The sequence below is a fragment of the Marmoricola endophyticus genome, from assembly GCF_014644415.1.
Classification (GTDB): Bacteria; Actinomycetota; Actinomycetes; order Propionibacteriales; family Nocardioidaceae; genus Marmoricola; species Marmoricola endophyticus.
In genome coordinates this window covers 2,603,954-2,617,118 of the sequence record NZ_BMKQ01000001.1, presented here as the reverse complement: position 1 = coordinate 2,617,118, position 13,165 = coordinate 2,603,954, and the positions used below count along the sequence as shown (strand labels likewise).

Sequence of the window (13,165 nt, the reverse complement as noted above, 5' to 3'; positions counted from 1 at the left end):
GCGCCTACGACCCGCCCGGCCGGTAGGAGCGAGCTGTCACCGACGACGGCCGACGAGCCCCTTCACAGGACGACTCGTCGGCCGTCGCCGCTCTCAGCGGATCAGTGAGTCGAGGCTGGCGTAGACCGACGAGTCACCCGTACGCACGCTGCTCGACCGGCCGTCGACCGACACCGGGACGTCTCCCGCGACGGTGATGCGACGCACCTCCCGGGGCTGGTCGTCGAAGTCGGCCACGGCGTAGTGCTGCGTCGCCCGGTTGTCCCAGATCGCGACGTCACCCTCGGTCCACGTCCAGCGGACGGTGTTCTCCAGCCGGGTGATCCGGTTCTGCAGCAGGGTGAACAGGGCGACGGACTCGGCGGTGTTGAGCCCGGTGAAGCTCTTCACGAAGTGCCCGAGGAGCAGCGAGCGCTCACCGGTCTCCGGATGCACGTGGACTGCCGGGTGCTCGGTCTCGTACACCGTGCTGGCGAAGTCGCCCCGGCTGAACTGCAGGTTCGCCTCTTCCTCCGCGCTCTCGGACTGCTGGGCGTAGTCGTAGTCGTTGGAGTGCACCGCCCACAGCTGGTCGACCAGCGCCTTCAACGGCTGCGGGAGGTGGGAGTAGGCCTCGACGGTGTTCGCCCACACCGTCGTGCCGCCGTACGCCGGGATCGTCTCGCCCCGCAGCACGGAGAAGGCCGGGACGCGGTCGACGAAGGTCACGTCGGTGTGCCAGGAGTTCGCGGCCATCCCCTTGGTCGCCTTGAAGGAGAGCACCTTCGCACTGCCCGTGTTGACCGTCGGGTGCGCGGTGGTCAACGTCCCCAGCCGCTCGGCGAACCCGATGTGCTCGGCGTCGTCGAGGTGCTGGTCGGTGAAGAAGACCACCTTGTGCTCGAGGATCGCGGCGCGAACGAGGGTGACGACCTCGTCGTCCAGGTGACCGCCGAGGCGGACACCGTCGATCCGTGCACCGATCCGGCCGCCGATCTTCGTGACCGTGATGTCTTCGGCCCGCGTCGCGGACTCGGGGCGGGTGAGCTCGATCGTCATGGAGGTCCTTCCGTTGCCTAGCCATTAAACCTAGTGTGTTTAGTAGACTTTACACGCCGGGCGCACCCTTGCCGACCCCGCTCACTCAGGGTCGCCTGGCTTGCCCTCTAGTTGCAAGCGATGTGCAATAACTTCGGATCGCACACAACGAGGAGACCCGATGACCGAGTACGCCCTGCCCGACCTCCCGTACGACTACGCGGCCCTGGAGCCGTACATCTCCGGCGAGATCATGGAGCTGCACCACGACAAGCACCACGCGACGTACGTCAAGGGCATCAACACCGCCCAGGAGAAGCTGTTCGAGGCCGCCGACACCGAGTCGTACGCCGACATCACGACCGTCGAGAAGAACCTCGCCTTCCACCTCGGCGGGCACGTCAACCACTCCGTGTTCTGGCCGAACATGTCACCCGAGGGCGGCGACAAGCCGACCGGCGAGCTGGCCCAGATGCTCGACGACCACTTCGGGAGCTTCGACAAGTTCCGCGGCTACTTCGAGGCCAACGCCCTCGGCGTCCAGGGCTCCGGCTGGTCGGTGCTGACCTGGGACATGCTCGGCCAGCGGCCGTACATCATCCAGCACTTCGACCACCAGGGAAACGTGCCGATCTGCATGGTCCCGCTGCTGATGCTCGACATGTGGGAGCACGCGTACTACCTGCAGTACAAGAACGACAAGGGCACCTTCGTCAAGCAGTGGTGGAACATCGTCAACTGGGCCGACGTCCAGGACCGCTTCGAGAAGGCGAAGGCCCAGACCCCGGGCCTGATCGCCTGAGGCGGTCGCGTCCTTCGCCGGGTCTCGACAAGCTCGACCACCGGTGGTCGCGCGGCGACCGTCACCACCGGTGGTCGAGCAGCGAAGCGAGCGGAGCGGCCGTCGAGACCAACAGCCGCGAGCCGACCGCTATGCGGTGACCAGCGCCGGCGTACGACGCAGGAAGCCGGACAGCGCGGCGGTCAGCACCAGGAGCGCGAGACTCAGCCCCACCACGCCGGCCCAGCCCGCCGCGCTCCAGGCGGGGCCGGCGACGGTCCCGAAGAGTGACGAACCGAGGTAGAAGCCGACGAGGTAGAGCGACGCCGCCTGGCCGCTGGCCACCCCGCCCGCGTGGGCGCGGGTCGGCACCCAGCCGCTGGCGATGCCGTGCACGGCGAAGAAGCCGCCGGTGAACAGCGCCATCCCGATCGCGATCACCGGCAGCGAGTCGACCATGGTGACCAGCAGCCCGGCGACAGCCAGCACGCAGCCGAGCGGGAGGATCGTGCGGCGGCCGTACCGATCGGCCAGCCCGCCGAACAGCGTCGAGCTGACCGTGCCGACGGGGTAGACGAGGAAGACCAGGCTCGCCGCGCCGAGCCCGAGGTGCCACGGCGCCTCGGCGAGCCGGAAGCCGAGGGTGTTGTAGACGGCGACCATCGACCCCACGGACAGGAAGCCGACGCCGTACAGCGCGAGCAGCGCCGGGTCGCGCAGGGCCCGGACGAACATGCGCACCAGCGAGCGCGCACCGGGCGCCCGAGCGACGAAGTGGCGCGAGTCCGGGAGCGCGAGACGGACGACGACAGCGCAGGCCACGCCGACCAGGGCCGCCGCTCCCAGCGCCCATCGCCACCCGGCCGCTTCGCCGATCATCCCGGTCAGCAGGCGTCCGATCATGCCGCCGATCGCAGTGCCGCCGATGTAGAGGCCGGCGACCTTGGCGTGGGTGGAGGGGTGCAGCTCCTCGCGGAGGTACGCCGTGGCGACGGCGGGCAGCCCCGCGAGCACCACCCCCTCGACGAACCGCAGCACCAGCAGCGCCGGCCACGACGGGGCGAACGCGCACAGGACGGCGACCACCGCGGCGCCGGCGAGCGAGAGGTGGATCATCCGGGTCCGGCCGATCACGTCCGACAGCGGGCCGGCCACCAGCAGCATCACCCCGATGCCGAGCGTGGTCAGCGAGAGCGACAGCGTGCTCTGGCCCGAGCTGACGCCGAAGTCCCGGACGAACTCGGGGAACAGCGCCTGGGTGCTGTAGAGAAGCGTGAACGTCGCGACCCCCGCAGCGAAGAGCGCACCCACGATCCGCCGGTAGTGCGGCGTCCCGGGCAGGTGCCCGAGGTCGGGGAGGCTGGTGTCGGCGGTGCGGGTCGTCACGTCCGTCGACGATGCCCCCGCTGAAGGCATACGTCCAATACGGCATCATCGTCTTTGCCATACGCCTTCCGTATGCTGCACGGATGCAGACCCGCGACCTCGAGTGGCTGCTCGCTCTCGCCGAGCAGGGTCACGTCACCGACACCGCCGCGATGCTGGGCACCTCCCAGCCGACGCTCTCCCGGGCGCTGGCCCGACTGGAGGACGAGCTCGGGGCGCCGTTGTTCGTCCGGACCACCGGTGGGGTACGAGCGACGCCGGCCGGGGTGCTGGCCGTCGACGCGGCGCGGGACCTCGTACGACGCCACGACCAGCTGACCGCCGACCTCGCCACGCTGCTCGACCCGGAGACGGGCACCGTCCGGCTGGCGTTCCTCGACTCGATGTCGACGTCGCTGGTGCCGCGGGTGCTGCGGGCCTTCCACGAGCACTCACCGCGCACGCGGGTCGAGCTGCGCCAGGAGCCGTCGCAGGAGATCCTGCCGGACCTCGCCGCCGGCGCCGCCGACCTGGCGATCACCTCACCGCAGCCGGGCGGCGACTTCGCCTGGGCGGCGCTGCAGACCGAGCGACTGGTCCTCGTCGTCCCGCCCGGTCACCGCCTACGCGCCCGCCGCCGGGTCGAGATGGCCGAGCTGGACGGTGAGGAGCTGATCACCGTGCCGGTCGGCTTCGGCTTCCGCACTCTGGTCGACTCGCTCTACCGCGACGCCGGTGCGGCGCCGACGATCTCGTTCGAGAGCCAGGACCTCGCGACGATCGTCGGCCTCGTCGGGGCGGGGCTCGGGGCAGCCGTCGTCCCGGACTCGATAGCGGCGGCGGCCGGCGTCCACCAGATCCGGATCACCGCGGAGGCCGCGCGCCGGACCATCGGCCTGACCTGGCCCACCGACCGTCCTCTGTCCGCCCCCGCCGCTCGGCTGCGCGACTTCGTCGTCGACGAGTTCGGGGCCTAGGGCACGTCGTGTGCTGGAGCGGTCGCCCTGGCAGCCACTCCGGCACCCGACCCGGCCGGAGCGATGCGGCCGCCCCTCGAGCGGAACTACATCTGGGGGGTTACATGAGTGTCATTCGCAAGATATGGTGTTCCTGCAGCTGGTTCACACGCCATCCAGGCGCGTGAGGCAAGAGGGAACCCGGTGAGAGTCCGGGACTGCCCCGCAGCGGTGAGTGGGAACGACCGCCGTCAACAGCACTGGGTCGCCAGACCTGGGAAGCGACGGCCAGTAGGGGTCTCGACAGGCTCGACCACCGGTCGAGATGCGAGACGAGGCAGCACGCCCACGAGTCCGAAGACCTGCCAGCGCACCGCACCCGCCGGGTGCGGTGGTCAGACGCCGCGAGGGACGGCCGACGGCTGAGCGCTCCTGGGTCCTGCTTCGCGCTGCCCCGACGCCGGTCGCGGTCGGAACGGCACGAACCGAAGCAGGAGAAGCCATCATGAGCACCCAGGACCCCATCCGCGTCGTCAAGCGCGACGGCACGATCGCGCCGTACGACGGCTACGAGATCGCCCGCTCGATCGAGGAGGCCGCGGCCGGCCTCGACGACCAGATCGCCCGGGCCACCCAGCTCCGCTCGGAGCTGGAGATCACGCTGTTCGACCAGATCACCTCCGAGCAGCTCGACGAGGCGGTCGTCCAGGTCGCCCTGCAGAACGTCAAGGACGACCCGGCGTACGACACGATCGCCTCGCGGCTGCTGTGCAAGAGCCTCTACAAGACCATCTTCGGCGAGGGCGTGACCCGCGAGGAGGTCTACGCCTTCCACGGGGAGGCGTTCGTCGGCTTCGTGCTGCGCGGTGTCGAGCTGGGTCTGCTCGACACCCGGCTGCGCGAGCTGTTCGACCTCGAGCGGCTCGGCTCGGCCCTGGATCCCTCGCGCGACGACCTGCTGCGCTACGTCGGCGTGCAGACCATGCGCACCCGCTACATGATCGCCGGCCCGGACGGCCGCGCGATGGAGATGCCGCAGTTCTTCTGGATGCGGGTCGCGATGGGGCTCTCCCTCGACGAGGAGGACCCCACCGCCGCCGCGATCGGGTTCTACGACAAGATGTCGCGCCTGGAGTACCTCGCCGCCGGCTCCACGCTGGTCAACGCCGGCACGTCGTACTCCCAGCTCTCCAACTGCTTCGTGATGCAGATGGAGGACGAGATCGAGCACATCGCCAAGTCGGTGCGCGACGTCATGTGGCTGACCAAGGGCACCGGCGGCATCGGGCTCTCGGTCACCAAGCTGCGCGCCGAGGGATCGCCGATCCGGTCCAACAACACCACCTCGACCGGGCCGATCCCCTTCATGCACACCATCGACTCGACGCTGCGCGCGGTGAGCCGGGGCGGCAAGAAGTTCGGCGCGCTGTGCTTCTACATGGAGAACTGGCACCTCGACTTCCCCGCCTTCCTCGACCTGCGGCAGAACTCCGGCGACCCCTACCGCCGGACCCGTACCGCCAACACCGCGGTGTGGATCTCCGACGAGTTCATGAAGCGCGTCGAGGCCGACCAGACGTGGTACCTCTTCGACCCCGCCGAGGTCCCCGACCTCGTCGAGCTGACCGGGCGTGCGTTCTCGCAGCGGTACGCGGAGTACGTCGCGATGGCCGACGCCGGGCGGCTCAAGCACAAGACGATCGGCGCGCGCGAGCAGTACCGCGCGATCCTCACCTCGCTGCAGTCGACCTCGCACCCGTGGCTGACCTGGAAGGACACCATCAACACCCGCGCGCTGAACGACAACACCGGCGCGATCCACCTGTCCAACCTGTGCACCGAGATCTGCCTGCCGCAGGACCGCGACAACGTCTCGGTCTGCAACCTGGCCTCGATCAACCTCTCCCGCCACGTCACCGGCCGGCGCCAGCACGCGGTCGTCGACTGGGACCGGCTCGCGGAGTCCGCCCGCCTCGCGGTGCGCCAGCTGGACAACCTCATCGACATCACCATCTCCTCGGTGCCGGAGTCGGAGCGCTCCAACGAGCTCAACCGCGCCCTCGGCCTGGGCGTCATGGGCTTCACCGACGTCGTCGAGAGGTTCGGCTACTCCTACGAGTCGGAGCAGGCGTACGCCCTGATCGACCAGCTGATGGAGTTCGTCTCCTGGCACGCGATCGACGCCTCCGCCGATCTGGCCCGCGAGCGGGGCGCCTACGCCAACTTCGAGGGGTCGCGCTGGAGCCAGGGCATGGTCCCGTTCGACTCCCTGGACCTGCTGGAGAACGACCGCGGCGTGCCCGTCGACGTCGACCGCACCACCCGGCTGGACTGGGACTCGCTGCGGGCCAAGGTCGCCGGCGGCATCCGTAACTCCACCCTGCTGGCCATCGCGCCGACCGCGTCGATCGGCCTGGTCGCCGGCACCACGCCCGGCCTGGACCCGCAGTTCAGCCAGATCTTCAGCCGAGCCACCAGCTCGGGCAAGTTCCTCGAGGTGAACCGCAACCTCGTCGAGGACCTGCGTCGGGCCGGGATCTGGGAGGACGTCCGCGAGGACCTGCTGCGCCACCAGGGCGACCTGTCGAAGGTCGCCGCCGAGCGGCCGGAGGTGCCGACCGAGCTCGTCGAGATCTACCAGACCTCGTTCCAGCTCTCGGGGATGGCGTACGTCGAGGTCGCGGCGCGCGCGCAGAAGTGGATCGACCAGGCGATCAGCCGCAACATCTACCTCGCCGACCGGCAGGTCTCCTCGATGGTCGACCTGTACTCCGCCGCGTGGCGCAAGGGCGTCAAGACGACGTACTACCTCCACATGATGCCGCGGCACACCGCCGAGCAGAGCACGGTCAAGGTCAACAAGGCGGAGGCGCTCGGCGGTGCCGGTGGCGGCTCGCGGCGGGGCTTCGGGGCCGCGACGAGCGGCGCACCGTCGGCACCGGCGGCTCGCGGCTTCGGAGCAGCTGCTCCCAGCGGCTCCGCGCCTCGCGGGTTCGGAGCGGCCGCTCCGGCCGAGTCGGCAGCCCCGACCAGCACGGTCGAGGCCCCGGACGGCGCCACCGAGATCGAGGTCGAGGACGTCTCCGGCGCCCAGTGCCCGGTCGACCCCCAGGAGCGGCTGCAGTGCGAGTCGTGCCAGTGAGAGCCGTCCCCGGCCTTCGCTGACGACTCACCGGGTCTCGACGCGCTCGCTAGCGCTCGCTGCTCGACCACCCGCGCACGCCCGCTAGCGCTCGCTGCTCGACCACCTGTCGAAGCTCCCGGGTTCTCGACGTCCTCTCTCCTAGCGCTCGGTCGGGCTCGACCACCTGCGGGTGGTCGAGCCAGAAGTGAGCCCTGCGAGCGAGGACGTCGAGACCTGCCTCACCCGACCCACCACAGCAACCACACCAGGAGAAGCGCCATGACCCAGACCGACGTACGACCCGATCAGACCTTTCGCGGCATCCTCGGCACCGGCATCGAGGAGGGACTGCTGCTCAAGCCCGTGACGTACCAGTGGGCGATGGACCTCTACGACCAGGCGGTGGCCAACACCTGGTTCCCCAACGAGATCCAGCTCGGCGAGGACCTCGCCGACTTCGAGCGGATGAGCGCCGACGAGCGGGCGGCGCTGACCCACCTGATGAGCTACTTCAATCCGAACGAGCTGCTGGTCAACAAGGCCCTCGCGTTCGGGGTCTACCCGTACGTCAACGCCGCCGAGTGCCACCTCTACCTCGCCAAGCAGATGTGGGAGGAGGCCAACCACTGCATGAGCTTCGAGTACGTCCTCGAGACCTTCCCGATCGACCGCGCCGCGGCGTACGAGTCGCACGTGACGGTGCCGTCGATGGCGGCCAAGGAGGAGTTCGAGGTCCGGTTCATCAAGCGGATGACCGAGCAGACCCTCGACATCACGACGACCGAGGGCAAGCAGGACTTCGTGCGGAACCTGGTGGCGTACAACGTGATCCTCGAGGGGATCTGGTTCTACTCCGGGTTCATGGTCGCGCTGAGCTTTCGGCAGCGGAACCTGCTGCGGAACTTCGGCTCGCTGGTGGACTGGATCGTCCGGGACGAGTCGCTGCACCTGAAGTTCGGGATGAACCTGGTCCTCACCGTGCTCGAGGAGAACCCGGACGTCGCGACGCCCGAGTTCGCCGACGAGATCAAGCAGATGATCCTCGACGCGGTGGAGATGGAGGAGGCCTACAACCGCGACCTGCTGCCGAACGGGATCCTCGGCCTGAACGCCGACTACATCAACACCTACGTGAAGTACCTCGCCGACCGGCGGCTCGACGAGCTCGGCTTCGGCGCGCACTACGGCGTCGCCAACCCGGCGAAGTGGATGGCGGCGGCCAACGACACGCTGCAGCTGGTGAACTTCTTCGAGTCCACCAACACCTCGTACGAGGTCAACGCCAGGCAGGGCTGAGCACCATGTCGTGCCTCGGCTTCCTCACCGCTGCGCAGCGCGAGGCGCTCGCGGCCTCCTCGGCCGCTGGCGCCCCGCTCTCCACGTTCGCCTCGCCGGCGGCGTCGCCCGGCAAGACCCGGCGGGTCCGCTCTCTCGCCGGCTCAGCGGACGCCCGCATCCGGGAGAGCGCGGCGCTGTCCGCGCACGCGCCGCACGACGTGCTGACCGTGCTGGCCGGCGACCCGATCTCGTCGGTACGGGCCTGCGTCGCGCGCAACGCCGGTGCCGGTCCCCTGCTGCTCCGCCGGCTCTCGGGTGACCCCGAGGCGGTCGTCCGGGCCTGGGTGGCCGCCAACCCCCAGGTCACCGACGACGTGCTGCAGCTGCTGATCGGGGACGCCGACCCGTCGGTCCGGGCAGTCGTGGAGTGGGCCGGGCGCTGGCCCGCACAGGAAGGCGGCACCCGATGACCACCCTGCTGTCGACCGAGCCGGACGCCGCCACCCGGACCCGGCGCCGAGTCCTCTCCTTGCTCGGCCCGGCGTTCGTCGCCTCGGTCGCGTACGTCGACCCCGGCAACTTCGCGACCAACTTCGCCGCCGGCGCCGAGCACGGCTACCGCCTCGTGTGGGTGGTGGTGACGGCGAACCTGGTCGCGATCCTGGTGCAGTACCTCACCTCCAAGCTCGGTCTGGTCACCGGGCGCAGCCTGCCCGAGCTGTGCAGGGAACGGTTCGGCCGACGCAGCAACCGGCTGCTGTGGGTGCAGGCGGAGGTCGTCGCGATGGCCACGGACCTCGCCGAGTTCGTCGGTGCCGCCGTCGGCCTGCACCTGCTGTTCGGCATGCCGCTGCTTCCGGCCGGGCTGGTCACGGCCGTCGTCGCCTTCGGCATCCTCGGGCTCGAGCAGCGCGGCCACCGCCGGTTCGAGCGTGCCGTGATCGCTCTGCTCGCGCTGGTGGCCGCCGGGTTCGGCTACCTGGTCCTCGCCGCCGGGCCACCGGCTTACGACGACCTGGCCGCGGGCCTGGTACCCAGGCTCGACGGGGGCGGGGAGCTGCAGCTGACGATCGGGATCATCGGGGCGACCGTCATGCCGCACGTGGTCTACCTGCACTCCGCGCTCCAGTCCGGCCGGGTCGCGGCCAGCGACGCCTCTGAGCGTCGCTCGATGCTGCGGGCCAACCGCTGGGACTGCGTGCTCGGGCTCGGCGCGGCCGGCTTGGTCAACCTGGCCATGCTGTGCATCGCCGCGGTCGTCTTCCACGGGTCGGGGATCGGCGTCGGCAGTGACTTCGCGGGCATCCACGCCCAGCTGGGGACGCTCCTCGGCGGCGGCGCCGCGCTGGCCTTCGCCGTCGCGCTGGTCGCCTCCGGGGTCTCCTCCTCGAGCGTCGGGACGTACGCCGGCCAGGTCGTCATGGCCGGCTTCGTGACCTGGCGGGTCCCGCTGCTGGTGCGCCGCGCGGTGACGATGCTGCCCGCGCTGCTGGTCCTCGCCGTCTCCGCGGACACCGGCCAGGTGCTGGTGCTCTCGCAGGTGGTGCTCTCCTTCGGCATCCCGTTCGCGCTGGTGCCGCTGCTGCTGCTCACGCGCGACCGGTCGCTGCTCGGACCACAGGTGAACCGACGTACGACCACGGCAGCGATGCTGGTGGTCACCGTGGTGATCTCGGGGCTGAACGCGTGCGTCGTGGCCGACGTGGCCCGCGGACTCTGGTGATGCCCGCCGAGCCGTCTGGCGGGCCCCGTGTCGCCCGACACCGCGGAGGCCATCGCCGCTTCCTGCTCGGCTCCCGGCCGAGCTCCCGAGATAGCCTGCACCGGCAGGTATCCCCGGGAGGAACGATGCAACGACGCCGCCGTGGCGACCTGGAGCGAGCGGTGCTGCGGGTCCTCTGGGAAGCCGACGAGCCGGTCTCCGCGACCTGGGTCCGCGATCGGTTCGAGGACGACGACCGTCCCGCGCTGACCACCGTCCTCACCGTGCTCACCCGGCTCGTCGACAAGGGAGCGGTCGAGCGCACCGGGTCGGCCCGGAGCCAGCGCTTCGCCCCGACCCGCACCGAGGCACAGGCCGCGGCCGGCGCCATGGAGGCCGCTCTGGCCACGACCGCCGACCGACCGAGCGCACTGCAGGAGTTCGCCGGCCGGCTCGACCAGACCGAGCTCCGAGCCCTGCGCCGTGCCCTGGACTCCTCGTGAACGCGACCGTGCTCTGTCTCGCGGTCCTGGTCGCCGCGACCGGGGTCGCCGTCGGTCTGGGCAACCTCCCGCTGGGGCGACGGCCGGGGCTGGTGCTCGCAGTCGGGTCCGCGGCCGCGGTGACCGGGCTCGTCGCCTTGGTGGCGTCCGTGGCAGCGATGCTCGTCCCTACCCCCACCTGGCAGCGAGACGGCTGCACGGGCTGCGAGGCGGTGCTGACCTTCGTCGGGTGCGTCGGTGTGGCGTCGGGCCTCGGCTGTGCACTCGCCGCCGTGCTCGCCTGCGCCGAGCGGGCGAGCCGCCGCAACGCGGCCGCGCGCCTGCGGATGCGGATGGCGCTCGCGGACCCGCGGACCGTGCGATGCACCGTCGGGAGGCGCGAGGTGCACCTCGTCGTCGGGCTCCGCTCCGGCGCGGCCACCCTCCGCCTCGACGGACGATCGGTGATCACGGTCGACCGGTCGCTGGCCGCTCGGCTGAGCGAGACCGAGCTGGCGGCGGTGGTCGAGCACGAGGCGGCGCACCTCGACCTCTGGCACGACCGCGTGCGCTGGGCCGTACAGGTGCTCACCGGAGCGCTGGCGTGGGCTCCGGGCATGGCCCGGGTCGGTGGGCGCGTCCACCTGCTCTGTGAGGCGGCGGCCGACGATCGCGCGGCGCGGAGGATCGGGAGCGCCGCCGTTCGGTCCGCCCTGATGAGCGCCACGGCACCGACCTGCGCCGCCTTCGCGCGCCGGGCGGTCTGATGTCGGCCAGGGGGGCCAGGCAGAACCACGAGCGGCGAGCCGTACGCCTCGCGCGGGCTGAGGCCGCGCAGCGCCGACACGGACGACCCTGAGTGACCGTTGCCGGCAGGGCCGATCAGGCCTCGACCAGCTCCTCCGCGTCGTCGAGTCGTGGCCGTGACGGTCGCCGGCGCACGAGGCCGAGGACCACGTCGACCAGCAGGAACGCGAGCAGGCTGATCCCGAGCAGCGGCACCAGCACACCCACCACGACCGCCACGAACACGATCGCGGCCAGTGGCCCCTTCGGCACCCGGCGCCAGGCGCCACGACGGGGCAGCGGCCCGAACCACATTCCCCGCGCGCGGGTCGGCCGCCGCTGCCACCACATCCGGTAGCCGCGCAGCACGACCACGATGAGGCCGACGGCGAGCAGAGCGAGCGCCAGCTGGTTGACCAGACCGAACAGGATCCCCATGTGGGCGCCGATCACCCAGTCGGTCAGCTTGGCCATGAACGGCCAGTCCTCGAAGTCGACCCGATCGACGAGGCCGCCGTCGGCGGGGTCGACGGTGAGGGTGTCGTACTGCGTCGGCCAGCTGCGCTCGTTCTCCGCGGCCGTCCACGCACCCCCGGTCCGTGCCGGCGGGGTGAGCACCAGCGGACTGCCCAGTCCCTGAGCCCGCGCTGTGCGGTAGACGCCGTCGACCCCGACGCCGTCGGTGAGCACCTCGTCGCCGGCCGTCGCTGCCGACCCGCCGTGGTGCGCCGCGTGCCCGTCGTCCTCCGCCGGCGGCTTCGCACCGGGAATCGTCGCGCTCGGGGTCGGCGACTGCCAGTCGAAGGCGCTACGGACCTCGCCGATGCTCGTCCCGGCCCAGCGGGACCAGGTCAGACCGGTGACCGAGAGTCCGAGAAGGCCCAGCGCCAGCCACGCTCCCAGCACCGCGTGCCAGGACAGGTTGCGTCGCCGGCCGCGGGCACCGAGGTCGGGGAGGAGGTGCCGACGCGCCCAGCTCTGCTCGCTTCGAGCAGGTACGTGCTGCTGACTGCGTCGCGCCCGCTCCGAACGGGCACGACCACGACGCTTGCCGAACCAGAGCGCGAGCCCTCCGAGCACCACCACCCACAGCCAGCTCGCGGCGAGCTCGGAGTAGTTGCGCCCCACGGCCCCCAGGTGCAGGTTGCGGTGCAGGTCGTCGAGCCAGCCGCGGAAGCCCAGCCACTGCCCGAAGCTGCGCACCTGTCCGACGACCTGGGCGTCGTACGGGTCCACGAAGACCGACATGGTGTAGTCGGCCGGGACTCCCGCGTCGGAGAAGACGACCCGCGTGGCGCGGTCCGCACCCTCGGGCGGGTCGATCTCCAGCACGGCACCGGACGGGTGCGCCGCACGCGCGGCGGCGACCTGGTCGGACAGCGACGCGACCGGCCCGGTGCCCACCGGTACATGGGTCAGGTCGCGGTAGGCGATCTGCTCGATCTGTGGAGCCGCGGTGTAGAGCAGCCCGGTCACGGCCGCGACGAGCACGAAGGGGCCGACCAGCACCCCGGCGTAGAAGTGCAGCCGGAGCAGCAAGGGGCGCAGTGCCGCCCAGGTCGACGGAGCGGGGGCCGGCACCGACGGGTCCCGCTCAGAGGGACGCGCGCTCACTGTGGTCATCGGGCTCCTTCGGCCGGTTCACCGCCGAACTCTACGTACCGTAGAAACATT

The 13,165-nt window shown here is 70.8% G+C and carries 11 protein-coding genes and 1 riboswitch; of the genes, 8 read left to right on the top strand and 3 right to left on the bottom strand.

All coding sequences use genetic code 11. The features are described from left to right. Window positions 1-93: 93 nt before the first annotated feature. Window positions 94-1,038 (bottom strand): TauD/TfdA dioxygenase family protein, encoded by a 945-nt coding sequence (locus IEX42_RS12845; protein ID WP_188780121.1) that lies wholly within the window; start codon window positions 1,036-1,038, stop codon window positions 94-96. A gap of 160 nt (window positions 1,039-1,198) precedes the next feature. On the opposite strand from IEX42_RS12845, the gene IEX42_RS12840 reads away from it, so the two are divergent. After that, window positions 1,199-1,819 (top strand): superoxide dismutase, encoded by a 621-nt coding sequence (locus IEX42_RS12840; protein ID WP_188780120.1) that lies wholly within the window; start codon window positions 1,199-1,201, stop codon window positions 1,817-1,819. Window positions 1,820-1,948: 129 nt separating this feature from the next. Here IEX42_RS12840 and IEX42_RS12835 read toward each other — a convergent pair whose 3' ends face one another. Next, window positions 1,949-3,184, bottom strand: a complete 1,236-nt coding sequence (locus IEX42_RS12835; protein ID WP_229660841.1) for an MFS transporter — start codon at window positions 3,182-3,184, stop codon at window positions 1,949-1,951. An 83-nt stretch (window positions 3,185-3,267) separates the two neighbouring features. Here IEX42_RS12835 and IEX42_RS12830 point away from each other — a divergent pair, with 83 nt between their 5' ends. From IEX42_RS12830 to IEX42_RS12800, 7 genes are all read left to right on the top strand, one after another. Further along, complete coding sequence (locus tag IEX42_RS12830) at window positions 3,268-4,140, top strand: LysR family transcriptional regulator (protein ID WP_188780118.1); 873 nt, start codon at window positions 3,268-3,270, stop codon at window positions 4,138-4,140. 123 nt (window positions 4,141-4,263) lie between these two features. Beyond that, a riboswitch (cobalamin riboswitch) is annotated at window positions 4,264-4,503 on the top strand. A 121-nt stretch (window positions 4,504-4,624) separates the two neighbouring features. Further along, the gene (locus tag IEX42_RS12825; protein WP_188780117.1) at window positions 4,625-7,261 is read left to right on the top strand and encodes a ribonucleoside-diphosphate reductase subunit alpha; all 2,637 of its coding nucleotides are present in this window, start codon (window positions 4,625-4,627) and stop codon (window positions 7,259-7,261) included. Window positions 7,262-7,522: 261 nt separating this feature from the next. Next, window positions 7,523-8,539, top strand: coding sequence for a ribonucleotide-diphosphate reductase subunit beta (locus IEX42_RS12820; protein ID WP_188780116.1), 1,017 nt, complete (start codon window positions 7,523-7,525; stop codon window positions 8,537-8,539). A gap of 5 nt (window positions 8,540-8,544) precedes the next feature. Further along, on the top strand, window positions 8,545-8,991 hold the full coding sequence (locus tag IEX42_RS12815) for a hypothetical protein (RefSeq protein ID WP_188780115.1): 447 nt from the start codon (window positions 8,545-8,547) through the stop codon (window positions 8,989-8,991). Then, window positions 8,988-10,244: an Nramp family divalent metal transporter gene (locus IEX42_RS12810; RefSeq protein WP_188780114.1), complete on the top strand. Its 1,257-nt coding sequence runs from the start codon at window positions 8,988-8,990 to the stop codon at window positions 10,242-10,244. The genes IEX42_RS12815 and IEX42_RS12810 overlap by 4 nt, the downstream gene beginning before the upstream one ends. A gap of 125 nt (window positions 10,245-10,369) precedes the next feature. Further along, on the top strand, window positions 10,370-10,726 hold the full coding sequence (locus IEX42_RS12805) for a BlaI/MecI/CopY family transcriptional regulator (protein ID WP_188780113.1): 357 nt from the start codon (window positions 10,370-10,372) through the stop codon (window positions 10,724-10,726). Beyond that, window positions 10,723-11,472 carry a M48 family metalloprotease gene (locus IEX42_RS12800; protein ID WP_188780112.1) on the top strand — a complete coding sequence of 250 codons (750 nt, stop codon included), beginning with the start codon at window positions 10,723-10,725 and terminating at the stop codon, window positions 11,470-11,472. Before IEX42_RS12805 ends, IEX42_RS12800 begins: the two co-directional genes overlap by 4 nt. 115 nt (window positions 11,473-11,587) lie before the next feature. Here IEX42_RS12800 and IEX42_RS12795 read toward each other — a convergent pair whose 3' ends face one another. Beyond that, window positions 11,588-13,114: a PepSY-associated TM helix domain-containing protein gene (locus IEX42_RS12795; RefSeq protein WP_188780111.1), complete on the bottom strand. Its 1,527-nt coding sequence runs from the start codon at window positions 13,112-13,114 to the stop codon at window positions 11,588-11,590. Window positions 13,115-13,165 lie beyond the last annotated feature (51 nt).

Bases quoted from the DNA above. Each gene is read 5' to 3' on its own strand.
- IEX42_RS12845 (WP_188780121.1), bottom strand. From the start codon at position 1,038: ATGACGATCGAGCTCACCCGCCCCGAGTCCGCGACGCGGGCCGAAGAC.
- IEX42_RS12840 (WP_188780120.1), top strand. From the start codon at position 1,199: ATGACCGAGTACGCCCTGCCCGACCTCCCGTACGACTACGCGGCCCTG.
- IEX42_RS12805 (WP_188780113.1), top strand. From the start codon at position 10,370: ATGCAACGACGCCGCCGTGGCGACCTGGAGCGAGCGGTGCTGCGGGTC.
- IEX42_RS12810 (WP_188780114.1), top strand. From the start codon at position 8,988: ATGACCACCCTGCTGTCGACCGAGCCGGACGCCGCCACCCGGACCCGG.
- IEX42_RS12815 (WP_188780115.1), top strand. From the start codon at position 8,545: ATGTCGTGCCTCGGCTTCCTCACCGCTGCGCAGCGCGAGGCGCTCGCG.
- IEX42_RS12795 (WP_188780111.1), bottom strand. From the start codon at position 13,114: ATGACCACAGTGAGCGCGCGTCCCTCTGAGCGGGACCCGTCGGTGCCG.
- IEX42_RS12820 (WP_188780116.1), top strand. From the start codon at position 7,523: ATGACCCAGACCGACGTACGACCCGATCAGACCTTTCGCGGCATCCTC.
- IEX42_RS12825 (WP_188780117.1), top strand. From the start codon at position 4,625: ATGAGCACCCAGGACCCCATCCGCGTCGTCAAGCGCGACGGCACGATC.
- IEX42_RS12830 (WP_188780118.1), top strand. From the start codon at position 3,268: ATGCAGACCCGCGACCTCGAGTGGCTGCTCGCTCTCGCCGAGCAGGGT.